This is a genomic window from Halorientalis regularis (assembly GCF_023698535.1).
Taxonomy (GTDB): Archaea; Halobacteriota; Halobacteria; order Halobacteriales; family Haloarculaceae; genus Halorientalis; species Halorientalis regularis.
The window spans coordinates 1-24,145 of the sequence record NZ_JALJCL010000026.1 but is presented as its reverse complement, the minus strand read 5'-3'; the positions used below and the strand labels follow the sequence as shown (position 1 = coordinate 24,145).

Annotated in this window: 22 protein-coding genes and 1 pseudogene; 13 read left to right on the top strand and 10 right to left on the bottom strand. The window is 52.8% G+C overall.

The annotated features are described in order from the left end of the window. Positions 1-386: 386 nt before the first annotated feature. A complete protein-coding gene (locus MU521_RS20760; protein ID WP_092695606.1) occupies positions 387-683 on the bottom strand; it encodes a hypothetical protein in 297 nt (98 codons plus the stop codon). A gap of 767 nt (positions 684-1,450) precedes the next feature. Here MU521_RS20760 and MU521_RS20755 point away from each other — a divergent pair. After that, complete coding sequence (locus MU521_RS20755) at positions 1,451-2,776, top strand: Cdc6/Cdc18 family protein (protein ID WP_092695608.1); 1,326 nt, start codon at positions 1,451-1,453, stop codon at positions 2,774-2,776. Positions 2,777-3,161: 385 nt separating this feature from the next. Further along, entirely contained in the window at positions 3,162-3,500 is a 339-nt protein-coding gene (locus tag MU521_RS20750; RefSeq protein WP_092695610.1) for a DUF6788 family protein, read from the top strand. An 18-nt stretch (positions 3,501-3,518) separates the two neighbouring features. Here the strand turns inward: MU521_RS20750 and MU521_RS20745 are convergent, their stop codons facing one another. Next, entirely contained in the window at positions 3,519-3,662 is a 144-nt protein-coding gene (locus MU521_RS20745) for a hypothetical protein (RefSeq protein WP_175452963.1), read from the bottom strand. 967 nt (positions 3,663-4,629) lie between these two features. Between MU521_RS20745 and queF the strand changes: the two genes are divergently transcribed. The 8 genes from queF to MU521_RS20705 are packed head-to-tail and all read left to right on the top strand — an operon-like array spanning position 4,630 to position 14,110. Next, complete coding sequence (queF, locus tag MU521_RS20740; RefSeq protein ID WP_092695614.1) at positions 4,630-5,058, top strand: preQ(1) synthase; 429 nt, start codon at positions 4,630-4,632, stop codon at positions 5,056-5,058. Positions 5,059-5,099: 41 nt separating this feature from the next. Next, positions 5,100-6,095, top strand: a complete 996-nt coding sequence (locus MU521_RS20735; RefSeq protein ID WP_175452964.1) for a tRNA guanosine transglycosylase family protein — start codon at positions 5,100-5,102, stop codon at positions 6,093-6,095. A 2-nt stretch (positions 6,096-6,097) separates the two neighbouring features. Next, complete coding sequence (locus MU521_RS20730) at positions 6,098-6,922, top strand: hypothetical protein (protein WP_092695618.1); 825 nt, start codon at positions 6,098-6,100, stop codon at positions 6,920-6,922. Between the two features lie 19 nt (positions 6,923-6,941). Then, entirely contained in the window at positions 6,942-7,385 is a 444-nt protein-coding gene (locus MU521_RS20725; RefSeq protein ID WP_139171218.1) for a hypothetical protein, read from the top strand. Beyond that, positions 7,382-11,359, top strand: a complete 3,978-nt coding sequence (locus MU521_RS20720; protein ID WP_092695620.1) for a hypothetical protein — start codon at positions 7,382-7,384, stop codon at positions 11,357-11,359. The genes MU521_RS20725 and MU521_RS20720 overlap by 4 nt, the downstream gene beginning before the upstream one ends. A gap of 2 nt (positions 11,360-11,361) precedes the next feature. After that, the gene (locus MU521_RS20715; RefSeq protein WP_092695622.1) at positions 11,362-12,468 is read left to right on the top strand and encodes a hypothetical protein; all 1,107 of its coding nucleotides are present in this window, start codon (positions 11,362-11,364) and stop codon (positions 12,466-12,468) included. Further along, complete coding sequence (locus tag MU521_RS20710) at positions 12,465-13,634, top strand: ATP-binding protein (protein ID WP_092695624.1); 1,170 nt, start codon at positions 12,465-12,467, stop codon at positions 13,632-13,634. The genes MU521_RS20715 and MU521_RS20710 overlap by 4 nt, the downstream gene beginning before the upstream one ends. Beyond that, positions 13,631-14,110 (top strand): GNAT family N-acetyltransferase, encoded by a 480-nt coding sequence (locus tag MU521_RS20705; RefSeq protein ID WP_092695626.1) that lies wholly within the window; start codon positions 13,631-13,633, stop codon positions 14,108-14,110. The genes MU521_RS20710 and MU521_RS20705 overlap by 4 nt, the downstream gene beginning before the upstream one ends. Before the next feature lie 377 nt (positions 14,111-14,487). Here the strand turns inward: MU521_RS20705 and MU521_RS20700 are convergent, their stop codons facing one another. Then, positions 14,488-16,593 carry a ribonuclease H-like domain-containing protein gene (locus MU521_RS20700; protein WP_092695628.1) on the bottom strand — a complete coding sequence of 702 codons (2,106 nt, stop codon included), beginning with the start codon at positions 16,591-16,593 and terminating at the stop codon, positions 14,488-14,490. Between the two features lie 716 nt (positions 16,594-17,309). Next, a complete protein-coding gene (locus MU521_RS21960) occupies positions 17,310-17,558 on the bottom strand; it encodes a MarR family transcriptional regulator (protein WP_490166461.1) in 249 nt (82 codons plus the stop codon). Between the two features lie 221 nt (positions 17,559-17,779). Between MU521_RS21960 and MU521_RS20690 the strand changes: the two genes are divergently transcribed. Continuing rightward, the gene (locus tag MU521_RS20690; protein ID WP_250864836.1) at positions 17,780-18,367 is read left to right on the top strand and encodes a hypothetical protein; all 588 of its coding nucleotides are present in this window, start codon (positions 17,780-17,782) and stop codon (positions 18,365-18,367) included. Between the two features lie 375 nt (positions 18,368-18,742). Beyond that, on the top strand, positions 18,743-19,375 hold the full coding sequence (locus MU521_RS20685; protein WP_139171251.1) for a hypothetical protein: 633 nt from the start codon (positions 18,743-18,745) through the stop codon (positions 19,373-19,375). A 133-nt stretch (positions 19,376-19,508) separates the two neighbouring features. Here MU521_RS20685 and MU521_RS20680 read toward each other — a convergent pair whose 3' ends face one another. The 5 genes from MU521_RS20680 to MU521_RS20660 form a co-directional block, all read right to left on the bottom strand. After that, positions 19,509-20,507, bottom strand: a complete 999-nt coding sequence (locus MU521_RS20680) for a DUF7983 family protein (RefSeq protein ID WP_250864835.1) — start codon at positions 20,505-20,507, stop codon at positions 19,509-19,511. Between the two features lie 78 nt (positions 20,508-20,585). Further along, positions 20,586-20,966, bottom strand: a complete 381-nt coding sequence (locus MU521_RS20675) for a DUF8160 family protein (RefSeq protein ID WP_250864834.1) — start codon at positions 20,964-20,966, stop codon at positions 20,586-20,588. Then, on the bottom strand, positions 20,963-21,736 hold the full coding sequence (locus MU521_RS20670) for a ParA family protein (RefSeq protein ID WP_250864833.1): 774 nt from the start codon (positions 21,734-21,736) through the stop codon (positions 20,963-20,965). The genes MU521_RS20675 and MU521_RS20670 overlap by 4 nt, the downstream gene beginning before the upstream one ends. Positions 21,737-21,949: 213 nt before the next feature. Next, positions 21,950-23,227 carry an RNA-guided endonuclease TnpB family protein gene (locus MU521_RS20665; RefSeq protein ID WP_250864832.1) on the bottom strand — a complete coding sequence of 426 codons (1,278 nt, stop codon included), beginning with the start codon at positions 23,225-23,227 and terminating at the stop codon, positions 21,950-21,952. Beyond that, positions 23,224-23,358: a ribbon-helix-helix domain-containing protein gene (locus MU521_RS20660; protein ID WP_250864831.1), complete on the bottom strand. Its 135-nt coding sequence runs from the start codon at positions 23,356-23,358 to the stop codon at positions 23,224-23,226. The genes MU521_RS20665 and MU521_RS20660 overlap by 4 nt, the downstream gene beginning before the upstream one ends. 56 nt (positions 23,359-23,414) lie before the next feature. On the opposite strand from MU521_RS20660, the gene tnpA reads away from it, so the two are divergent. Beyond that, complete coding sequence (gene tnpA, locus MU521_RS20655; RefSeq protein WP_250864830.1) at positions 23,415-23,786, top strand: IS200/IS605 family transposase; 372 nt, start codon at positions 23,415-23,417, stop codon at positions 23,784-23,786. 23 nt (positions 23,787-23,809) lie between these two features. Here tnpA and MU521_RS20650 read toward each other — a convergent pair. Continuing rightward, a pseudogene (locus MU521_RS20650) lies at positions 23,810-24,145 on the bottom strand (hypothetical protein); the annotation flags it as partial.

The following is a 24,145-nucleotide window of genomic DNA, read 5'->3' as shown; positions in this document are numbered from 1 at the left end:
AAGCCGACGCATGATTCTCGATGAGGAGGCTCTGTTGGACACAGCTATCGCCTCCTCATTCCTCTCGAAAAGTAGCCTCGATAAGCCGCTGCTGTCACGCGGTTTCTCTCTTAGCTAAAGACGGATGCCACAACAACCTCGCCATGTAGGGCCAGACTGTGCTGCCGTCCGTGTCTTGTCCTGACGCCGTCTGGCCGTTACCTCTCACTACCCATACGTGTTGATAGAAAATCGCGCGGTGTTTCTGTTGGGTTTGGTTATACGTTCACCGGTAGGGGTGGAGATGGATGGAGCTCCAACCAGGTTGCGCCACACACCTTTCCCCGCAGTCGGGAGCAGAGTGGCCGGCGGTATTGTTACGTGGCAACTACGCCGCCTGAATGTGGTCAGAAGACGTCGTAGCGGCCACGGCTGGCTGCGCTGGATTGGTCCTGTGTGTGGACCATGTCTCGCTGGGAGCGTAAAATCTGAGTGGACAGGACGTGCTCTTCCGAAATCGTGGCCAATCCATTCGGGATGGCGTACTTGCCAGGCGAGAACAGGTAACCAGTGGTTGTCCGCTGGTTCGTAGGTGAGTCCGTGATTTCGTCCTGCTCGTCGAATGTCTCAGCAAGCGCCGCAAGGTCGAGTTCCTGCTGATAGGCGATTATCCCGACGACGTTGGCAAGCTCAGTGTCCGTCACTACCTCGTCGTAGACGGAGCTAGGCGAAAGGTCCGACTGATGACGTTCATACGAACGAATTCACCGGTACGGTTGAGGGGCAAGAGAGGCACGAACTCAGACAAATTTACCAGACACCCACCAGTGTTTCAGGAATTCATTCAGCTGGATGGACATCATACCCCGAACTACAATTGAGTGTGGTACTCAAAACGGGAGAGTGGCCAACACTTAATCTGGGGAGTTAAGCAGCACATCTCGGAAGACCAGAAACCGCACATGTCTCTCAAGAACTCGTCTGTTCTGGGGAAAATAAACGTGACACCGCGAGCGATCAGTTAACTCGAAGTAACGGATGGCCTTGAGACCCCCACCACCGTTTCAGCAATTCATCTGAATGAGAGAGTGGGTTGACTTTGATGATGAGTCCCGTGAGAGGTGCAATGCTAATAAAGGTCTTAGACGAAGCCAGCTATACTCGTCCAAACTGCTTTCTCTATCTTCTTACTACTACACTTACTACTACTAGAGGAAAATTTTATATCTCATCATGTCGGCTACCGTGTCCTTACTCAGGCTAAAATAGATGGTCTCAGTTGCTGAGGACATGTTCTCGTACTGTAACGCGTGTTTCCCCCGGAACTAGTCGTCCCATCCTTTTGCATGAGAATTGCTGAAACGGTGGTGTGGGTGTGGTCCCTCTACTTTGTCTGGAACTTCTCGTTGGCGACATTCGGGACATTCCTGCAACCGGGGTTTTATTATGTCTTGCCCAGACGGTTCCGTATATGACCCAGTTCTCGAATACCTCGCCTATTTTCCAACGAGAAGAAGTTCTTCGTGAGGAATATCATCCCGACGATCTCCCTGAACGAACTGACGAGGTGGAGGACCTTCATATGTCGCTGGCTCCTGCGGCCCGCGGAGTCGGTGCCAACAACGTGTTTCTCCACGGGAAGGCCGGTCAAGGGAAAACTGCCGCTGCGAAAGCCAAGCTCGCCGAACTGCAGGCCCATGCTGAGAAAGAATCTGATCATCTGGACCTCACGACGGCATATGTCTCCTGTGAGTCGCATGATCTCTCAACGTCATACAAGGCCGCTTCCCGTATCTACCAGGAACTCACCGGTAACAACCGGCCGACTGGTCACGCAACCGACGTCGTAATGGACATGATGTTTGAGGCGATGAACGAAGTCGGTGGCACGATCATCATCGTCCTCGACGAGATCGATACGCTTGGAGACGATGACCGGATTCTCTATAGTCTCCCCCGAGCCCGAGCGCAGGATTACGTTGAGGACCATGTTTTCCCCAGCATCATCGGCATCAGTAATGACCTCCAGTGGCGGGATAATCTCAGTCCGAAAGTGAAAAGCTCGCTCTACGATGATTCCGTCCTCTTCTCACCATATGATGCGACGCAACTCCAGCAGATCCTCCGCCGGCGCGCAGCGAAAGCGTTTCGCGATACTGAATTGACTCCGATCGACGAAGTCAACGCCGATGGAGATCCCGAGGGAACTGTTGTCGAAATCGACCAATCCGGGCAGGAGTATCTGTTTCGGAGTGGCGTACTGACCGATGATGTGATTCCACTCGTCGCTGCACTTTCGGCACAAGATACGGGCGATGCTCGTCAGGCGATCAAATACCTCCGCAAAGCCGGCGAATTGGCCGATAAACACGGTGACGACCAAGTTGGTGCGGAGCACGCTCGTGAAGCCCAGGCGCTTGTTGAGCGAGAAGCCGTCGTTGAGGCTATGCGTGAAATGACGACACAAGCCCATCTTGCCCTTGCCGCGCTCACTGCTTTAGAACTTTCCGGGGATGCTCCCGTCCGAGCCAAACCGATTTATGGTGTGTACAAGAGTGTTGCCTCACGAATCGATGCCGACAAACTCGGTCAGCGACGGTTCAAAGACCATCTTCGTGAACTTGACATGCAGGGTATCGCCGATGGTGAAAAAGTGACCGCGGGCTCGATTGGTGGTCCGGCATGGGAGTACCAGCTCCAGGTCGACACCGAGATTGCTGTCGAAGTCCTCAAGGATACAGCTCGATTCGCAGATATCGATTTCGAGCAGATCAGTGCTGATCGACCGAACGTGTAGTACTGTTGCCGGGTGACTTTCCACTCCCTGCTCATCTACCCAACACCCCCCACTGTTTCAGCAATTTCGGCGACACCTGGCGAACCGCTCTTCCCCTCTTCAGGGGACCCACCCCCACCATTTCATAAATTCTGTCTGATAATACTGGTGGCGTAGGATTGCCTATCCCGCGGGAGATCTCGAAAAGTGTTGAGCGTATCACCATCTCAATCAATAGCCTCGGAAACGGTGGGGGGTTGATACCGAACTCTCCGAAGCTACTGAATCCTCGATAGTCAGCCGACTCAGCGACTCTCGACAGTGGTTAATCCAGAAATGTTGGAGGACCGCTCCCCAATCTTACCAAACATTTACTCTCTATTAGTCCGTGTTGTTTGGCAAGACAATGGCCTCTCGACCACCGGCTCCCGATTCGCTCCCGCAGTATCTCGCTGAGGGCGTCCCGAAGCAAGATGACGCAGATTTACGCGTCCTCCATGACTGGATCAACGAACTCCTTGAATACCGTCAGGACGTCACTGCCGAAGATATCGACGCCAGCGAGGATGAGTCAATCAAAGCCGTTGAGGAATCGAGTGGGGGGACCGTGGTGATCAAGAAGGTCAGCTGTGGAAAGGACAACTGCAAATGCCAATCTGGGGCACTGCATGGCCCCTACAAGTACGTCGTCCGTCGACAGGGAGACAGTCTCGACTGGGAGTACAAAGGGCCGGTCTCTGAGTAGCTACACCGCGAGACTTTCTCACAGAAGGTCCTCAACGAGGCCCTTGATTTGCTGTTCGTATTCTGGTACTGTTTCCCGCTCGTAGAGCCGGTCGTGGTACTCGAAACTCTCGTCGATTGCTGACGCGAGGTCTGCCGGTGACGTCGGTGGTTCGCTTGGCATCAGTGAATCCATCGTATTAACCAACACCAGGGTGCGGAAGTCTCTGCTTTGTTGGTTGACAGTGTGGACAACCTCAGATTCCTGTGATGCTGGGGTCCCATGCATATAAAGTACGGAAGTGCTCCGAAGCGGGCCAGACCAAGGGAAATGGTGGCTGTCGAGGGCTAAATCGTGAGAAATTTGTACCACTACGATGTCAGAATATCTTCCTCAATGTCCTCGTGGAGATGTTGACACTCTTTCTGTGCGACTGTTGACGCCGGTGTACGCATTCACTCTCAACTGGTGGTAGTTCTTCTGCATGAGATCTCGGAGCTCATCGAGTCGTCGTTGTGGATGTTGATTTACTGTAGAAGTGCCAGCATAGATACCGAAATCAGGCATACTTCTCGCGACAGGCGGTTTGTATATAAAGTGTGCCGGCTTTCTACGGAGGCGTGAGAAGGACTACCTTTTCACTCGTATTTCGAGAATTTTTCTGCTGGAGAGTGACGCAAGTTGATTCACGCTCTGGTGTCTACTGATACAACAGGGTTCAATTTTTGCTCCAGCGTATGCTCAGTATAGATTCAAAATTTTGACCCGTGTTTCTCCAAGACTACGATTCGATTAGACAGTATCCTACTCTGAATGATGGGTAGTCATTCATCTTTAGCTAATACCATTAGTAATATCTCACCAGATAATTATGCTCAGTAGTAGTAGATGAAGAACTCTAACGACTGAAACGCTCTTGCAGCTGAAAGTAGCCGATACAGAACCTTTGGAAACCGTCTTTTCGTCCCGTAGCAGTCGTGTTCTAACGAGATCTACTCTCAAATCGACGCGAGCCAGTATTACTCTGAGTATTAGCTAAAGACGAATGGATGCGTAGTTTTAACACATTGCCACTTTGAGGCTTGACTGGTAAGGTACCATTCGCCAGACAGCAGTACTGCCGCTTGCCCGAAAGATTACGACGTAAATCATGAACGACGAAATTGATCCCGGACATCTTAGCGCTATCCCGAACGAATACCCTGACCGAAACACACGGCTTGAAGTCGTCGCACCGGAATTCACCTGTCTCTGTCCTGAAGAGCCCTTACAACCTGACTTTGCGACGATTATCATTGAGTACGTGCCCGATGAGCTCATCGTTGAGCTCAAATCACTCAAGCTGTATCTTGGGTCGTACCGGAACGTCGAGATCTACCACGAACCGGCTACAAACCGCATTCTCACCGACCTCGTGGAAGCCTGCAACCCGCGGTGGATGCGCGTTACTGGCCAATTCAACACCCGTGGTGGCATCACCACCGATGTCACCGTTGAACACGGAGAACTAACAGATGACATTCCTGAAGCCCGGCAGAGTCGGGCAGAGGACCTCTCACGAATCCCATCCGAGAGATGACTCTCACCTTCTACGCTGCCCTTAGCGTGTCACCAAGCTCAATGCGGAAGACCTTCGCCAGACTTGAAGACGGCTATGGGTCACTTGAACCGCTTGAAAATATCATGTTCACACCCATATCAGGCGGTGAGAAGGCACACCAGACCATCCGGGAACTGAACGATCATGTTGGCATCAACATCATGTTCGATTCGGGAGGGTACGAGGTCCAGGTCGGTAACAAAACGTTCGACGAACTCCAAGCGTACCTGCACGACTTCTACGGCGAAAACCACTGGGGCCACCGCTATGTGCTCCCCGACAACGTTCCAGTCTCACAAGACTCGTCAGAGGTTGTCCAACGAAAAGTCGAGCAAACCGCGGACATTTCTGCATTGTTCTACCGACAGATGCCAGATCCCCTCAAACCGCGCGCGCTCGCGGTGGTTCAGGGACACACCCAAGATCAACTCCAGCACTGCCTGAACAAATACGCCTCGCTCGATGGACTCCAACACGTCGGGTTTGGGAGTTTCGGCACGAGTGGTGTCAGCAACGGTGTCAACATGCTCACCACTGAGGCGTACCACAATCTCGAGTGGGCGGTCAACCAAGCACATGAGGCGGGTCTCAGCGTCCATGCGTTCGGAGTTGGTGGACCGACGAGCATTCCGCTCCTATACCATGCGGGCGTTGACAGCTTCGATACCACCAGCTGGATGCGCTCAAGCGGCTATGGGAACGTGTTCTTCCCATTCAAGAGTCGCTACAACGCGTCCCACCGGACGAAACGTGGTGGGAACCTCTTGACCAAAGACGAACTGCCCCATATCAAGGCAGAGACGGAACACGAGTGTCCATTCTGTCAGGAAATGTCGCAACTCCGGTCCAGTCGGTGGAACCGGATCATGCACAATCTCATCGTCATCCATGAGATGACAAACCGGGTTGAGGATATGACTCGTGAAGAAATCCTGAAAGCTATGGATGAGGAGTCAAAATATCGTCGTCGCCTCAAGAAAGTCACCTCATCTAACAAAAGCGAGGTCAGTATCTAACCATGGCAAAACTCCATATCGAAGGTGCATCAGACCGGCCCGAAGTGATCAAGCAATACCTGGACTTCATCGACAGGCGAGACTACTCCTCGCTTGATGCCGTGATGGATGATATCTATCGTGAAACCGGGCTCGATCTGGTCAACACAAAGAACATGGAAACCACGCTGGCAAAGCTCGGCCTTGTTGACCAGCAAAATCGGCAGCAACTCACTGACTACGGCCGTGACGTTGTGGAGGTGCTTCTGTACAACGATGACCTGTTTTTTGAACTGCTGCATTTCACATACGCAACTGCGTATCATCGCAACCCCTCCCCAGACCGTGCTATTTCATGGGCATACTACAACATCTGTGACGAGTTCCGCCGCCGTGCCCCAGTCAACTTCACTGATGCCAAACAGGAAGTCGTGGAGTCTGTGATGGAAAGAGCAGACCGCGCACCCGATAGTGCTCTTGACGACCACGGCCCACTTAGCAACACCAGCCTCAGCAATTACCGACGTTTCATCGAGAGGCTGGATTCCTCAGTGTACGAGGATGGGGAAGTCACCCTCCGCTCGTTCGCACCGAAAGAAATCGTCTTGGCCACCATTGACCACCTCTATCGGACCGACGTTGACTCAGAAACGAGGGAATACGGAAACCCAATGGAATTGACAGACGATACCGTCGATACGCTCTGCACCATCCTGCTGCTTCAAGAAGAGAGCGTGGCTGATGTCATTGAACACGTTGCGTCAATGGACGCTCGCCTCTCGCTCAAATCCGATTACCAACTCAGGGTCAGACTGACAGACCCGGTGGAAATCAATGACCTCGCCTAATGCTACACTCCTTGAGCGCATGAACACGCTCAAACAAGCCGCTGGTGCCGACCTACTTACAGACGCCCAAGAAGAGGCCCTGGCGTCGGTCAAAGACCACCGGGGAGATGATGCGCGGTTCATCAACCTGCATGGACCTCAACACGCTGGGAAGACGTTCTTGTGTTGGGTTCTCCAGCAGGACTCCGACTGGACATACTACCAAGCTCTGCCAACTAATGCAGATACACCCACCACCATCTACGATCACGGTAATCCGGAGCGTAAGGCAACGCGAAAACTCCGTAATCACGCCAGTATCAACGGCTTAGCAACAGTGGTCTACGTGACCGAACGGCCGGCTGAAGAACTGTATCCTCGCGTGGAATTGGACCCCGCAGACGATCACTACTCGGAGATCGCATCAAATTGGACTGACCTTGGACTTGACCCTGAGACCGCACCATCCCCCATCCAACAATGAGTACGCAAACCCTGACTGAAAACGTCGACGACCTGTTTGACCTCGTTCGCAAGAGCGAGGGCATCATTTCGACCTTCGAAGCGCGTAGCCTCGAAACCGAACCCGAAACCGTCGAAGAAGAGTATCGACGGTACGCCAACACCCATGTCTCACTTGGTGACACAAGCGAGTTCGAACAGGAAATTTACGAAAAAGTCACTGAGCAGGGCTCACCGGCGAAAGGCTATCTCTACGGCCCGTACGGATACGGGAAAACCAGCACCGCGGTGAGCATCTGGAACACACTCAGTGAACAGGAAATCATCGCAGTGCCGCCGTTCACGATGGATTCTTTCGCAGCCATCATGCGAGCCACGTACGGGTGGATGCGGCACGAATTCGATAACAAAGCGCCCGACTACGTCGACGATCTTGATGATATCCACGAACGGTATCTTCAGCAGGAACTGCGCGCAGTCGCCAAGCAGAAACAAGACCAGCATGACCTAGATTTCGACAAACTGGTCCAGATGTTCGAGGAAATGGAGCAGGAGAACAACCTGGACCTCAGCATCAATGCAGACACACTCATAGACTTTTTCGATGAGTGTACCGAACTCGCACAAGACGCGGGATTTGATGCACTGGTTGTCGTTGGCGATGAATTCCAAGAATACCTCAACAGCGCTGACAACCAGAAAGACGCAGAATCACGCTTCCGACAGCTGGTGTTTGGCCTGCACTCTGGCGCACAAATCCGAGATGAATTTGGCCTGTTCATCTCGATGCCTGAAAAAACAAAAAGCACGTTCGACTCACGGGCCGAAGACATCCTGAACCGTCTTCAGCGAGACAATCTCGTGCTGAATCTTCAGACGGTCTATGGCCGTGAATTCCCCGCTGAACTCTGGAGCCGGTATGCTGACCGGTTCGGTTTCACCGACGAACAACACGACGTCATCAGCGAACACGCACTGACAGCCACTGGTGAAGTGTGCTCCCGGAACGATCTCAGTAACGGCCCTCGCACAGTCATTGACATCTTCCGACTGGCACTCAAGCAGTACTTGGATACGCAGGAGACGTTCACTGCCTTAGATCTCGCAGAGGCCTTCTACGAGGGTGATGTCCGGTACCAGGGTTCTAGCACTAAAATCCAATCTGCAATTGGCGACGCGCTTGACCACTCAGCAGCAGATACTCCAGAGAAACAGACATTCCTGAAACTGTGTGCGGTCTTCCCGGTTGAAGGTATCCCAGACAGCGTTGTTGAAGAGTACGAACTTGAAGATGCTCGAGAGAGTCTCTCGAAGAAAATCCACGGCGAGGTCATCAAGGTGATTGCTGATGGGTACACGCTCATCGACGTCACCAAGCGTGACGGCCCAGAAGACGTCGTGCAGCAGCTTATTCGGGACTTCTGGCGCGAATACAGCGTGGGCCACGGGAGCGCCGAGCACGCGGTTGACGCGCTGGCAAACAAGTTACTAAACGAGGGCATTTTCGAGGCGAAACGAGGAACTCTCGACGGATGGACCAACGGCGGCGGCTCTCTCAATGAAATCCAGCACACAGTCTACAAGGATCAATTCGACGGGACATTTGACACTCGGTTCCCGAAGCGGCGGTTGAATGTCGCTGTGAGTGATGACACGAGTCAGGACGAAATCGTCGGAGAACACGGGTCCCTCGGTGAGTATTTCGGCGACCCCGATCTCGCCTTCAATTTCGTCCTCACATGGGAGAGTGGCGACGGACATGAACATAATTCCCACATCAAGAAGGAATCTGACCGGGAATTCACCTTCGTCCTTGACGGCCGCCAATCATTCGATGAATTACCGCAGGGGCTTGACTTCCTGCGCGACGCGATGGACCCCAACGCCGTCACGCCATTCCTCATGCTGGCGCTTGTCCAGTACTTGGAAGATCCCAACACCGAATTGGACGCCCAGCAGGAAAACCGAGTTGAGTCATTCCAGCAAAGCCTGTTGGACCAGGCATTGAAGGCGTTGTTCGATGAGACGCTCATCAGCAATGCCCCTGTCAGCCTGCGACGTGCAGGGAAGCGAGCTGTCGAGGGACTATTCACGAGTGTGATGGAAGACCTGTACCCGGACTATCACACCGTCATCACCAGCACGCAATACAAGGATATGATGCAGGACTACGCGGACTTCCTCGCATCTCTCGACACAATCTCGAAACGGCGCGGATCTGAGACAGTTAATGAACCGAAAGAAGATGTTGCAGAGCGCTTCGGTCTGCGAAAAACCTCGCCGTTTGATGGCCGAATTCGCAAGCACTACAGCGATCTACTCACCGTTGAGAACGAAGAGGCAGAAGAATACGAAGTCCGGGCTGAACTCCATCCCCTTGAGACGGAGATAATTGACCGGCTGGAAAGCGGTAGTGAGGATGAACTGGCGTTGGCTGAAGTTGAGGGGATTGCCTATGAAAAGGGGTACCGCAATGAAGAGGTCGATGTGATCAGCCAGTTCATGCAGGCACGCGGCATCGTCGGCATGAATGAGACAGGAGATGCGTTGGTAATCCAAGAAGCGGATGTCTCCGTCGGTGATGTCGAAAGCGCTCTCTCGGACGCCCGTGAACTCGTCGATACAATCGAGGAACTAGACCCAGACCGAGTTCCGAATGACGTACCTGAGCAGCTTGATGACCTCGAGACGGATCTTGACCAGACAAACCCTGACGCCAGTGAAAAACTGGAAGCGATACATGTGGAGGCGAAGTACGTCATCGACCGACTGGAAGAGGTCGGTGAACTGCTACACTCCCACCATCAGTCGGAGTGCGATGACCTCAAGACGAAGGCAGAACGCAAGCGGCGCAGTCTCATCCCGGACCACCTGGAAAATGAGGTGACTGGTGGTGTTCAATTTGTGGGTGGCCTGAACGACGCGCGCTCAGAACTGATCGCCGAGTTCCGAGCAGTCAAGAGTGATCTGACAGACCTGATTGAGGACCTTGAGGACGCGCGACGAGAACACAATTCTCCGACAGTCGCGGCAGCACACGATCTTCATCAAGAGGTCGAAGATGCACGGAACATCCTCGATAGTATTGAAACCGATACGAATGACCTCGAAGAGTATGCTGAGGAACTGAAACGGTGGCGGACGTTCACTGACAAGGCGGCTAACGTCAAGCAGGATATCAAGGACTATTCGCGGACGTTCGATGAGGCGCTGGACGAGGAAGACGACATCGAAGATTTCATCGCGCAGATTGCTGAGCGCCTTGTGGAGAATCCACTTGATGCGTTGATGAATCGTGATGCGTTTGAGGAGCGGTTGGAACACATTGAGGAGTCATACCAGCAGCGTCGTGAACAGCGCCGAGAGGTGTTTGACGCAAAGCGAGAGACACTCAAGACGGTACTTGATGAGGCTACTGAAGGGGGTACCGTGGGACTCCGGTCAGCGACCTTCGACGTGAAGCAGCCTGACGAATCACGCCGCCATCTGCTTGAAGACTTCAAAAGCGAATACGAGAGCCAGGTCTTGGATAACGCTGAGGAGAAACTCGAGAATGCGCACAATGAGATTGAATACGCGCAGATCGTCGGTGTTGAAGCTGATACTGACGCTGACCCAGATCGGGTTGCAGAAGAGATCGAACAGGCAAAGGCGAAACTCAGGAGCCTCCGGACCTCGCTCTCACGATTTGACTTCCAAGACATCGATGAGGAGACAGAGTTAGCCGAAGAGGGCAACGAACTCGTCACGGAAGCAAACGATCTGGCCGATAAGGCGCGGAAATTCCGTGCACAGTCTGATCCTGAAGATGAACCAGTCCAAGATCTCCTCCATCGTGTCGAAAACAACCGTGGCGCAGACTTCAAGGAGTTACTGATGGAGTACCATGACGATGGAGACAATATCGAGGTTGATGAGCTGCTGGAGCGTATGGAACAACTGTTCAAGCTCAACCAGATAGACATCAAAATCATGCAACGTCGGGGTCGTCGGTAAGGATGGCTACCTTCGATACCATCTCAGAACGTGCCAGGGAAAAGCCGGTGATTTCGGTGTTGCCGCCTCTCACTAGCTTCTACCTTGACGAGTTTGGCATCTACCGTTCGCTGGAAAAATTCCACCGTGACCTGTATGACCCAGATTATCTCTTTGAGCAGGATGTCATTCTGGACACTGATGATCGGCATCCGGACTATCCCCGTATTGACTGCACGGCGGACCCATTTACACCAGCACTTGATGAAGTAGTTGAATGGGATAATCGCGAGCATCACGACCGGATTCGACAGGATTTGCTCCGCCAATCCAACCTCAAAGACTACATTCTCGATACCGTCACCACAGAAGATTTCGTCGCGCTGGTCATCGTAGACGGACTTTCATACGAGTCTGTCCGTTCGCTTGACCTCGATGTTCAGCCAGTAATTGTCGATGGTATCACGACCACAGAACCGGGATTCCGACGCGTCATTTACGGCGGTGATAAGATGTCAGTCTACGCTGCTCTGACAGACAAAGAATTCTACAACGTGTATGGGTTCACGTACTGGGAACGTGGACAGGAAGACCTCTCGACTGACCTCCACTCCGCGATGGGAAAGAACGTGTACCGAATCAATGATTTCGATCAGGTTCTCACTCAACTCAAGGATGACCAACCACTCCACGAGAAGACGTTTGTCCAGATTACTCGGATGGGGTTCGACCAGGACTCACACAATCGGAAAGAAGAGCCAAACCACGACGCTATTCGAGATAGCCTAGCTGCCGATCTCAAGGAATTCGCCGATGTTGCAGCTGACATCGCAGATGACTTCCGCATTTTCGTGACGGCCGATCACGGAATCCTCTGGCGCAATCATCTACCGGATGACCCACCCGTCGTCTGTGACGACTGGAGAGACCACGCCCGCTTCGTCGAAGGCGATGAGGACGTAGCACATGGCATGGTTGAACGGGATGCCGGCGAGACCGCAACCGGGCTAGCGTATCCGTATCTGACGCGCGAACTGAAGAACACCGAGTGGGGTGTGCATGGCGGATTCTCATACCACGAATCCGTGGTACCACTCATCGAAATCAGCAACACAGGTGACATAGCATGAAACTGTTCATCGGAGAGGAGATGGAAGACGGTACAGACACGTACATTGACGCCTCCAGCGCCCGGTCAATCCTGGCGTGCGGAAAGCGCGGCACTGGTAAGAGCTATACGATGGGGGACATCATCGAGGAGATTCATACTGAAGGCGAAGACGTAGTGCCACTCGTCATTGACCCAATGGGCATCTACTGGACGATGGCTGAAGAAAACGATGAACAGCGCGACCTCGTGTGGGACTGGGGAATGTCCGAAGAAGCGTTCCCAGTCAATCTGTTGGTACCCGGAGATCCCGACGAACGGTTTGACCCCGACGTGCGCCGTGAACTGGAACGCCGGGGTATCGACATCAATCCGCTGCTGCTGAATCCGTCGGACATGTCACCCGACGGGTGGTGTGATCTGTTTGACCTGAACATCAACAAACCGATGGGAATTGCGCTGTACCGCGCGATTCGGGAACTCAATGACGAACATGAGGACGGGGCGTTCTATCTGGAAGACATCATCAAAAAGGTCGAAATGGACGGTGACGCCGGTGAGCGAACCAGAGAGGCCTTATTGAACCGATTGGAGATGGCGAGTGACTGGGGAATCTTCGCGGACTCGTATCAGGATATCTTCCACACGGTTGATGAGGACCGCATCAACGTCTTGGACATGAGTGTGATCGAACCAGGGAAGTATGGACTCCGGAACTTGGTGGTGGAAGTTCTCGGAAAGGAGTTGTTCCGACGACGCCAAGCTGCGAGACGTCGCGAGGAACTCGATCTCGGTATCGACATCCCCAAAGTTTGGTTGTTCATTGACGAGGCCCACAATTTCGTTCCGAGCGGGCAGTCATCACTGGCAAAAGATACAATCATCCGATGGGTTAAGGAAGGCCGCCAGCCTGGATTGTCAATCGTGGTCGCCAGCCAGCAACCATCGGCGATCGACAGCGACGTACTATCCCAGTGTGATGTTATTCTCTGCCACAAAATCACGACCCAAGAAGACATTAAATCGTTGAATAAACTCAGTCAGGACTATATGAGCGGCAGTCTGAAAACCTACGTTCGGAATATAGACAACACTGGCGAGGCAGTGTATGTTGATGATGAAGCGGAGACAGTGCAGATGGTGAAAATTCGGCCGCGTAAGAGTATGCATGGGGGTGGCGAGGCATGAGTAAATTTTCAGGTGAATCAGTAACGGTCGAAGGAGCGAGTACCGAGGAGGATGTCACGCGTATCAACGAGTTCTTCAATTCAAAAACGATCAAACAAGAACTGCATCGGTTTACGTACCGCACGACACTTGATCGGGCGTTCAACCGCAAAGACCGTCGGTTGTTTTATGTCGAAGATGATGAGGTTTTAGCCGGCGCGTTGATGGTATGGTGTGAATCTCGCGTGCTGGATGATGAGGAGGCCCAGATTCGACTTGTCGCTGTTTCACCTGATAGTCGTGATCGAGGAATCGCGGCTACGTTGTGCAGACGTGCTGAGGGATTTGCTACGGAGCAGGATCAAAATCGAATCAGCGCTGATGTCGCTCGTGATTCTCCAGCTGTGGACTTTTGGACATCTATCGGATACGAGATTGAATACGAGTGGGAGACTGATGGTGGACGAGAAATGTATCGGATAATGAAAGATTTGTGATTTGGAAATTTGGATTGAATCTGGATCAAATATACAAAACGCAGTACTCAGCGGTCTGGTTCTATTTGGTCTTTTTTCACTTCTATGTAGAGGGATACAATGAACTGTCGACGTGTTCGACTGTTCATCCTTGCTTCAAGTTTTCACTAAGAGCTGATAAAATACCACTCAAATGACTGGCGAGCAGCCGTATCTTGTGCGTCCCAAAGCACTCGGGATGGAGTGTGTCTTCCTTGACAGCCTTTCCCTTTTGCTTCATCGCTCCTAAGTTAACCTGACTGGTTATCTCAACTAATTTGATGTAACCACATTTTGCGCGAGAATCTCCGGCGGTGGGTTCTGAGGTCACTTGGTACGGATGTAGGGTCTGTGCGACTTTATGTACATGTGGGACAGTACCAGAGGGTCTGCCCATCGTTGATTCTGAGCTTCCCGGTAGCGCGATCCTCCCGGACCAAGTCACCGCAATCATGGCAAATGACTTTGGCGGCTGAGGAACTTCTGTCGGTGGAACCAACTTGAGTGGGGTCGCTATGCGGCTCCGAGTTGTGGTCCGATGACGATGTGTCCTTCTTGCACCCACTATTTTTACTACTGGTTTCACCACACCCACTTTGACAGAGATACCTGCTTTCGTTGTCTACCGTCAATTGCTTCCTCTCGTCTTCTTCAACGAGCATCCTCCCACACGCTGAACACAGGGGTACTGACGACGCTTCAGCATTAATCGGGTCGCTTTCTGTCCAGTGTGCGATTGGGTCTTTGTTTTCAATTACATCGTATGGATCCCGCTTGGCCCATAACGGTTCAGAGGCATGAGCTGTGTCTTCGGATTGAGTTTCGGAAACCGAAGAGTCAATCACTGCTTCAGATTCAGTTTCGGCGGTTATCGGAGCCTCAGCTATACCGTAATCGTCCCGGTCCTCAGGACTATTCCTCTCATCTATACGTCCGAGAGTCTCCTCATTCGGTCCGTTCTGAGACATGAAATCAAGGATATGTTTGATAGCGAGCGTGTCGTCCCGATTGTACTCGAGATACTTCTCCCATCCATCGTCAGGTACCTCACCTTCCGACTGGTATGTGGAAAATGCCCCACCGATTTCCAACCCTGTCACATTGGGGTGTTCGAACAGAAAGCCCAGCCCAGATGCGATAGCATCTAAATCGTGCCCCTCTTCCGGTTGGAATATCGTTTCACGGGCGATTACACAGAGGTCGACCCATTCGTCGACTAGTTCGGCGAGTGCTACATTACACCGATCAGCCGCCTCTGAAAGACGTCCCTCGTCAAAGCTGTTGCCCGCATAGTAGATAAGCCGCGGTTTTCTTTGCTCTAAGAGATACTCCTGGAATCGCTCTATCAGTGACTGCTCATCGTCCAACGAAACCAATTGCGTGAACTCGTCTGTGGGGTAGCTGTAGAGGCCGATACACCACACCCGATCCTGTTCGAGGTTTGTCTCGATATCAATGAGGACGGTCTCGTCGTCTCTCAGCGCGGCAAACTTGTGAGCATCTCTGATTATCGTCTCCTGCTCGGCGTATGCAGTTGCGTGGGCTTGGATTTTGTCGATGAAGTACTCTGGAATCGTGGTTGCTGATTTCATCTCAGCTTTGGAGGCGGCGGCAATATCACTAATCGTTGCCATCCCTGCGTCTTTGAGTTCCTCGACTCGGGTACCACCAACTTGAGTGAGTCTACTGAGTGAGGAAGTAGCTGCCAGAGAGCGACCTACACCTTGTAGGTCTCTGGCACATTTCTTAACTGTTGTGTGCCTGATGTCGAGATTGAGTTCACGGCCATCTTCGAGTATATCGATGATCGCGATCCGTCCCGGTGACTGCTCGAAATCATGTGAGGCCACGTTGAGTACAGGACTGTAGTCTGTATGGGCGGTTTCGCCGCCGAACTGGTGGACATGACCACAGAGAACGAACAATGGGCCCGTGTTGCTTGCGAACTTCTTAACAGCGTGTGACCCAATTCGTCCGCTCTCGTACCGTTGCGCGTAATCGAGCGTACCGTGTGGTGGTGTGTGCGAAACGAGAGCGATAATATCATTGGATACCTTGCTATGGAGGGTTTCCAGATGCTTCGTAGCTTCCTCTTCGGGGTACTGAATATATCCCATCGCAGTACTCCCGATATCCCCAGACTGTCCAATTAGCGCGATACCATCCTTCTCAAGGGGGTTCCGATGAAGGTCGGTAACGCGGCTTGTCTGTAGTTTCAAATGCTGTAGATTCTCGGGGTGGTCATCGTTGCCAAGGACAAAGCCCAGATCGGCATCTACTGTCTTGGCGAGTTTATGAAAGTGGTTTTGCGTGGTGTCTACGAACCGGCGTACATCGTCACCGCCATAAAGTATCAAATCTGGGGAGGGGTCGATGTTTTCAAGAATTTCGTACAGTGGCTCGATTGGTTGAGTCCGCCAATCTGAAAACGCAAATATTCGCATATTATCAGCCTGACCCCTCACATAGCTGTTCCGGGCTGTGCATTTTGATATGAATTATTTCTTCAAAAACATCAATGATACGGTAGCAATTACTCCGTTGTAGTCGGGGACAACAGAGTGGTCACGGTGTGGTCGTGATTATCGCGCTAATCTCGACTTTCAGGGGAGGAGTGCCGCAGGACGGGACTGAGTTGGAGCCGACTCAGCAGATCGCATGGCACTCCAGATAAACCGTTGGCATAGCGGGTCTTAACGACCCGTCAGATGTCTGTCTGACCTCTGTCTGTCCGATCTCATTGAGTAGTGTTTCACACACCGTGTTTCTAGTGAAAACACGCACGCAGTCTGTCGTTTTTTCAGTGGAAACGTAGGGGTTAGCGGTAGGAGGAACGGCGTAGGTTAGGTCCGCTCGACCTCGCTGTGAGAAATTGGAAGACACTGGAAGGTCACCTCCTGTGGCCGTGGGCAGTCACACTCGACTTGGATGATGAGTTTATCTCGGTGGGAGGCGTCAAGCAGGGCAGTCAGATCGTCGGTGTAGGTACCACCGTCAGTTTTGACTGAGAGTGTGACCTGCTCGCCGCAGCGTCCGCAGACACGTCCTAGCTCGATTGGCACACCCATACAGATGTGGTGAAGTGGACGGATCTAGAGTGTATTCCAACCGGAGTGAAACTGAAACTGGTGAGTTGAGGCTATCTGATTGAAATTGAGAGAAGCGGCGAGAGATGTTGGTACTACTCCGGATCTGGCACTTCAGATAAAAATTCAGCTCCAGTCTGACTAAGATTGTATTTGCCTTTCTCAACCTTCTCTACATACCCTCTTTCCGTAAGTTCGGCTAGTCGCCGAGACGCATGTTCGCGTGACATCCCCAAGTTGAAAGCGATAATCGATGGCGAGAGTACCGTAATCAGGTCTGAGGAATCTAACGCGAGAAGAATTAACACATCTGTGTTCGACATCCAGTCTGGTCGAGCCTTCATCACTCAGTCCACATACCCGTGATTTCGGCCACGTCTTATCAATTATTAATCACTAAATAGTGATCATAAATCACGTTTACGTGATTACTTTTAATATCACGGGTGGATGATCTCCTGTTACTGATGAGTTGTATGACAGCAATCGGGAACAATCGATCCGCCGCTGCCATCTGGTCCAGATATAGAGAAAGCGCAAGTCACGAAGCTAATAGGGTGAATCCATGACGAGGATTCAATTTTCCAGCAGCAGTGAGTTTAGCGAAGAAGAGATTGCAGCCACGCTTCAGTCACGGGGATTTCTACAGATGCTGCTCTATCAGAAGCTCGATGATGGGCTCAAGCTCATCAAGGATCAAGACTCTCTTCGTGACGCAGTGGCTGCTGATCTCACTGACCAACATTCTCGAATCGAGTCGGAGGAGATTACTCAAGAGTTCCTCGATATTTTCGCTGACGAGGTTCTCACGTGGAGTGAACCGATGATTGACGGGGCCGATGATACTATCCAGATCACGATCAGCAACCCAGCAGAGCAGTGGTCTGAGTCATCAACAGATGCCGAAGCGAGTGTTCAAGACTATCTCGAGTCTCGGCTGTCGGAAACAAGTCCTGTCAAGCTGAAAGCCAACGAGATAGCAGATGAAATCGGCCTCAAAAGCACCCATGTTGGTGCCATTCTCGGACGGTGGCGCAAGAGCAATGACGCTCCGGTTTCGGTGTCAGTGTCAGAAATGGTCAATGGAAGTAATATCTGGAAGATTGAACACTCCCAACCAGATTCTTCAAATAGATCTGAAACATCCGCTTGACTGCCGTAGTAGGTTTACTCCCCCTCTTTTCACTTGGAGCAGGGGCTGCTCCTTCGACTCTCAACGGTCTTGGGTCGGAGTCTAGGTGAGCAGTATTCACTCCGCGTTTCAGCATGATACACGCTCTCTGACGAGAACGAGCGGAATAATATTCCTGTTACGTTGAGGAAGTCATACAACGATCCTCAGACCTGTTCTTCATTTCTATCTGTTTGGGTGTCTGCATATTGTTCAGACCCTTAGTTTCCGCTCACAGGCTTTTGGCAACCGGTAACTGTAGTGTGAGAACTCAGCTGTGTTGTCCCCTCCCTCTTGTACATTAGATGGCTCCAGACCAAAACTGTTAACTACCACATATGCAAATATGGGGGTACAATGACTGAGAATGAAGCAAAAGGGAGTGAAGAGAGTTCTGAAGGGGGATCAGATGATAGGCAACATCTCAGCACGACGGTCAAGGACGGCACAAAAAAGGCTCTGAAACAAGGTACTGGGCCAATGGGAGTCCAAATAGATGATCTAGTTGAAAAAGAAAAAGAACAGATGGACTATCATTATATAAACACAAATGCGAAACATCTAGATGGGGATGGGTCACGCATCTACTCGCACGGCATTGTTGCCACGTACGGTCCCAATAAATTCGGAAAGAAGCTCACTGATATTGAACCGGGAGATGGTATAATTTCCTATGTCAGTGGCAGCCACGTAGATTACGAAGGTGGTGCAAAGGCGTTCGGGATCGCTCTCGCACCGTATGATGGCAAGACCGCTACGGGAAGCGACCGGATTTATCCAGATCAGGAAGACAACGAATATCACGTTCCCGTCCGCTGGCTTGCTGTCTTACCCGACAACCGTACTGTAACTCCTGAGGAGAAACGTCAAATCGTAGGAAAAGCGCCAACTGGAACCAAAATCCGCGTCAGTGACTCTAAGCTGAAATTGCAAACCCGACTCCTCGCACAGGTGATTCTAGGTCGAGCAGGGCTCCCCCTCGTTGAATAGACAAGGATTGCTGATTTTCCTCTTCACTGAGCGGATCGAGGGGGGTGAAGAACGGGTATGAGACTCACTCATGACACGCTCACTACTGGTCAAAACTCTTCGTTCAGAGCCGACACCGCTTGTCAATCTGAACTCAGCCGTGCTGTGTACCCGTGTGGTAGGCGGTCCCCGACGAGAACGAGGTGAGTTCTTCGATGCGATCTTCGAGTTCTTCGATTTCCTCCTGGAGTTGCTGGACTTCTTCGTCGTCTTCGTCACTGGCAGCGAGCCGGTCTTTGAGTCCTTGCAGGCGCGTTTCTTTTGTGTCTTCGTCAACGTCGGCCTTCCGGACGTATTCGGTCGTTCCGGTCTCGTAGAGATCGGACTCTGAGAGTTCGGTCACTTCGAGGGCGTCGTCAACCTTGTCGCGGTCGACACTAGTGACGCGCTCGCGGTCGATGCCCGCGGCTTCGAGTGCGTTCAGCACCGTCTCTTCATCCTTGAGCGTGCGCTGACGCCGACTCGTGCGCTGGACGGAGCCAAACTGCCCACTGACTGGGCGGTCGTGATGGAGGCGGTTCAGGAGCATATCAGCCACTTCCTTGCGAAGATCGTCGGCGCTACGCTGGACATCGGAGAGGATCGTGTAGAGATTCACCAGCGCGTCTGTTTCAAGCTCGGCCAGGTCGTCCATCTCGTGACGTTCGAGGCTGTCCGTCAACAGGAGCGCGTCACTGTAGACCTGGAGGTCCGGCTCGTGGCGGTCAGTGTTGGTATCAGCATCGGAGGTCCCGTCGTCGAGTACCTGCGTACTGATGGCGTCTTCTGACTCGCGGATGACGCCAGCATCTTCGTCGACCTCGAAGCGGGGATGGAGCGTGAGGGCCGACGCGTATGGTGCGGCATCGGGCGGGAGTCGATCGAGTTCGAACTCGTTGGCCGGTTGGTCCTGAATTCGGCGGTACAGTGTCTCGAACTGCTCGCGCTGGAGGGGTACGGTTTCGTCCTTATCGCGGTAATCGATGATGATGCGATGCTCTTGTGTGTCGGTAATTTGGAACTCGGCGTGCGATATCGGGGCCACGAGCGTAGCGTCTTCGGGAAGGTCCTCAGCGTGGTCGAGGAGCGTGTGCCAACTGACACTGAACGGCATGTCTATCTCTTGGGTAAACGACGCGAAAGAAGTGTCGTCCGTGTATCCTGTCTCGAGATATTCTGATGGATGTTCTGTCTACTCATTGCTTTCAATACGTTCCATGCTCTCCAAGACTTCATTGCGTTCCATTTCTTCAAGTCGTTCCAAGCCTGCATTGATCACGAGTGGGTAGAAGTGCCGCGTCTTTTTCAGCTGGTCTATCTCATCGTCGAGTTCGAGATCTAGTCGCTTGTACGCTTTCGAGAGCTGGCTGTCGAGATCGTCAGGGAGGTATATGCTCTTTGCGTTCCATGCTTTCTTGACGTTCTTTGCGCGTTGTGAATTCATTGCGTTCTTATCGGTCGTCTTCTCGGTGGGCTGGTCAGCTTCCGAGGGCTGTCTGTCTTCTTCGCCATCATCGTCCGAGTCGAATCGACTGGCCACACGATCAGTCACTTCGTCGCGACCGTCGCTCATGATGTCACCCCCAGCTCGTCGACGATGTTCTGGTACACTGATTCCATGTCGCTTTCCTCCTCGCCGTAGCCGCTAATCGAGTGCCCAGCCTTCACAGCTCGAGCGATTGCTGCTCGGTGGCGGATCTCGAACACCGGCGCTCGGTCGGTAAACGTGTCCTCGATCCATGCAATCATGTCCTTCTGTTCATTGTCCAATGGGTAGTCGACGTCCGAAATCACGACAGCTTCCTCGCTAATGGATACCTCGAAGCGGTCTTCGAGTGTCTCGATCTGTCGGAGCAGGTGGTCCAGTGCGAGGACGGACGTTTCCTGCGCTTCCATCGGAATGATGATCCGCTCGGTCGCGAGTAGCACGTTGTCGTTAATCGGCCCGAGTGAGGGTGGGGCGTCGACGAGGAGGAGATCGTACTTTTCGGGCAGTTGTTCGAAGATCATGCTTAGCCGCTCACGAACGCGCCAGCCAGCCGCGATGAGCTCCTGCTCTAGAGTGAACATATCCACTGACGACGGCAGGACATCAAACTCCTCGTGTTCGACAATCAACTCCGCTGGATCGTGTTCAGTTGGCTCGGTCCATGCGTCGAAGAATGTCGGTGACTCGGCAGTGTACGCGTCGCGCAGGCCCAGATTGTTGGTGAGATACCCTTGTGGATCGCTGTCTGCGACGAGGACCTCGAGGCCGGCCGCAGCTGCTGCCCCGGCGATGTTGATCGTATTGGTCGTCTTGGCTACGCCACCCTTCTGGTTCGTGACGCCGATTGTTTTCATTGCGCTCAGTTCCCTCCATGCGTTCATTGAACGACCGGAATGAAAAGAATCAGTCAGCCACTCGTCAGACAACCATATCGCGATATCTGGTTTATTGGTGGGTAGGCGCAGAATCGACACAGGTTCCCCGCCGACGAGAGTCAGGATTCAGATCGGCAGCGTTCGGGAGGGTGAACCGCCTCGGGGTCAAGCCCTGAGGCTTCTTCCCGTGGATTAGTCGGACACGCCTCGGATACCCTCGGTCTGGTCGCCTCGAACGGTATCAGAGGCCACGGTCGGGCCGTCCACAGGCCCCGATGCCTGCCGTCGCAACTCCCACTTCCGCACTTGCGGGAGTGTGTTGAGAGCAGGCACATCTCTATTGTCCTGCTTTCGTAGCCACTTCTGCGCGACACTGATGCCAGCACCACGGTCAGCGTGGTCTTGATGCTCACAGTCACGGCATTTGAATCGCTTGCCGTTACGGTTCGCCCGTTCTGTGTGTCCACAGATTGGGCATTGCTGGCTGGTGTACTCCGGGTCAACATCATCTGACGGAATCCCTTGCCACGCCGCCTTGTACGTGATGAAGTCACGGAGTTTGGCGAACGGAAGCGAGTGCAGACGGCGGTTCATTCGAGTCCCGTATTCAATGTCGTCTCGCATGTCTTCGAGGTCTTCGAAGACAATCACAGGACTGTCGAACCGTTGAATCCACTTGACTACGCGCCGTGACACCGTGTGTAGCTGGTCGTGAACGAACCGTTGTTCCTTGTTGCGGAACACATCGTTGAACGCGGTCTGTCCGGCTTCCTGCATCCGCTTCCGCATCGTGAAATAGCGGTGTCGCTGTTCTTTGATTTCTGGGTAGTCGATAACGATTGAATCTTCGATACCACTCTCGGCCAGTGCCGCTAGCGCAACACAGTCTTCGTTAATATCGACACCGATGACTGTTTCTGCCGCTGTTTTTGCACCAACTTCGGCGGTTTCGTTCGTGACGGTGACGTGCAATTCTTCGCGTTCGTTTCGGACAAGCACCTCGGCGGTACCAACGTGCCAGTCATCATCTTCCATCGCCTGTGTGAGCAGGTCGAACTGGTCTTGTGTGCCGCACAGTTCGCCTTTGACGTGATTGTACGGTTTCGCGCTGATGCGGAACCGCACCGTTTCGTCTTCGAGAAAGAGGTTGTAGCCTTCGCCGTAGTTCATCCGCAACGGGAACGTTTCGTGCTTGTACCACGGGCGTCCCCAGTCGTCGTTGTCGTAGTAGTTATCAAGTGCGTCGAAGGCTTTGTCGATGATGCGCTGTGCGGTGTTTTGCACGAGGTCGGCGTTCTGCTCGACAACATCTTCTATCTCGTCCCAGTCCCACCCGGCATAGTTGAGGCGTAGCACCTCGTTGAACACCCGGCGACACTCCAATCGAACGTCGTCAAGCAGGCTCTCGTTGCCACTCTGCACGTCCAGCGGGAACACGAGTGTCTTCGTGAGAGCCTGTGTCTGCGTCATTCTTGCTCGTTCACCCAGTCTCGAACGAGTCCACGCACGACTTCGGACTTGGTTTTCTCAGCGTCGATACATTTCTTCGAGAACTCCTTGTATAACTCGTCCTCCAAGTCCACAGTGAGTCGTTTAGTCATCTCACACATACTGCTTATTTACTGAAATACTTAAAACTTGTCCACGTACTGTCTGTATGGGCGAGAAACGGTCAAACCACACGGTATACAACGTCAACTACCACTTTGTGTTGTGTCCGAAGTATCGACACCCGATACTGAGTGTGATAGAAGATTCACTGGAATCGAGTTTTCGAGCGGTGTGTGACGAGTACAACTACGAGATACTGTCGTTGCACATCTCACCCGACCACGTACACCTGTTCCTGTCGGCACATCCCAAACACGCTCCGAGCGAGATTGTACGGACAGTCAAGAGCATTACAGCACGAGAGATGTGGCAACAGCACGAACCTCTGTTACAGGAATACCTGTGGGGCGGTGGGTTCTGGGAGGAATCGTACTACGTCGGGACGGCTGGTGACGTTTCGACCGATACGATTGAATAGTACATCGAGCGAACGGAACACGTTTAGCCGAGCTTACGGCCTTCACCCTCGGGGTCAAGCCCCGAGGCACTCGGCCTGCTCCGCCTGTAGAATACGACGTGGACGGCCGAACCAAGGTTGTACCAGGACTTTGGAAGGAAGCCGACTTCGAGGCCCCACTCCCGCGCCCAGCGCGTGATATCCATCCAGCCGTTTCGCTGCTGCTGGTTGGGATCGGCGGTCTTGGAGGGTGTGACCATCTCGACGTTGCCGGGATAGACGTGCATCCCATACAGCGCCGGCTCGCCGTCCTCGTCGAGCCAGAGCGTCTTGTGATCAGCGTGGGGCGGCGAGTGGGGCGGCTCGTCGCGAGCGCCGAT

What these genes read in the sequence shown, in the direction of transcription:
- MU521_RS20715 (WP_092695622.1), top strand. Translation starts at nt 11,362, where the DNA reads ATGGCTACCTTCGATACCATCTCAGAACGTGCCAGGGAAAAGCCGGTG.
- MU521_RS21960 (WP_490166461.1), bottom strand. Translation starts at nt 17,558, where the DNA reads ATGAAGGCTCGACCAGACTGGATGTCGAACACAGATGTGTTAATTCTT.
- MU521_RS20665 (WP_250864832.1), bottom strand. Translation starts at nt 23,227, where the DNA reads ATGACGCAGACACAGGCTCTCACGAAGACACTCGTGTTCCCGCTGGAC.
- queF (WP_092695614.1), top strand. Translation starts at nt 4,630, where the DNA reads ATGAACGACGAAATTGATCCCGGACATCTTAGCGCTATCCCGAACGAA.
- MU521_RS20660 (WP_250864831.1), bottom strand. Translation starts at nt 23,358, where the DNA reads ATGACTAAACGACTCACTGTGGACTTGGAGGACGAGTTATACAAGGAG.
- tnpA (WP_250864830.1), top strand. Translation starts at nt 23,415, where the DNA reads ATGGGCGAGAAACGGTCAAACCACACGGTATACAACGTCAACTACCAC.
- MU521_RS20755 (WP_092695608.1), top strand. Translation starts at nt 1,451, where the DNA reads ATGACCCAGTTCTCGAATACCTCGCCTATTTTCCAACGAGAAGAAGTT.
- MU521_RS20705 (WP_092695626.1), top strand. Translation starts at nt 13,631, where the DNA reads ATGAGTAAATTTTCAGGTGAATCAGTAACGGTCGAAGGAGCGAGTACC.
- MU521_RS20735 (WP_175452964.1), top strand. Translation starts at nt 5,100, where the DNA reads ATGCGGAAGACCTTCGCCAGACTTGAAGACGGCTATGGGTCACTTGAA.
- MU521_RS20710 (WP_092695624.1), top strand. Translation starts at nt 12,465, where the DNA reads ATGAAACTGTTCATCGGAGAGGAGATGGAAGACGGTACAGACACGTAC.
- MU521_RS20675 (WP_250864834.1), bottom strand. Translation starts at nt 20,966, where the DNA reads ATGAGCGACGGTCGCGACGAAGTGACTGATCGTGTGGCCAGTCGATTC.
- MU521_RS20680 (WP_250864835.1), bottom strand. Translation starts at nt 20,507, where the DNA reads ATGCCGTTCAGTGTCAGTTGGCACACGCTCCTCGACCACGCTGAGGAC.
- MU521_RS20725 (WP_139171218.1), top strand. Translation starts at nt 6,942, where the DNA reads ATGAACACGCTCAAACAAGCCGCTGGTGCCGACCTACTTACAGACGCC.
- MU521_RS20730 (WP_092695618.1), top strand. Translation starts at nt 6,098, where the DNA reads ATGGCAAAACTCCATATCGAAGGTGCATCAGACCGGCCCGAAGTGATC.
- MU521_RS20750 (WP_092695610.1), top strand. Translation starts at nt 3,162, where the DNA reads ATGGCCTCTCGACCACCGGCTCCCGATTCGCTCCCGCAGTATCTCGCT.
- MU521_RS20720 (WP_092695620.1), top strand. Translation starts at nt 7,382, where the DNA reads ATGAGTACGCAAACCCTGACTGAAAACGTCGACGACCTGTTTGACCTC.
- MU521_RS20670 (WP_250864833.1), bottom strand. Translation starts at nt 21,736, where the DNA reads ATGAAAACAATCGGCGTCACGAACCAGAAGGGTGGCGTAGCCAAGACG.
- MU521_RS20685 (WP_139171251.1), top strand. Translation starts at nt 18,743, where the DNA reads ATGACTGAGAATGAAGCAAAAGGGAGTGAAGAGAGTTCTGAAGGGGGA.
- MU521_RS20690 (WP_250864836.1), top strand. Translation starts at nt 17,780, where the DNA reads ATGACGAGGATTCAATTTTCCAGCAGCAGTGAGTTTAGCGAAGAAGAG.
- MU521_RS20745 (WP_175452963.1), bottom strand. Translation starts at nt 3,662, where the DNA reads ATGCCAAGCGAACCACCGACGTCACCGGCAGACCTCGCGTCAGCAATC.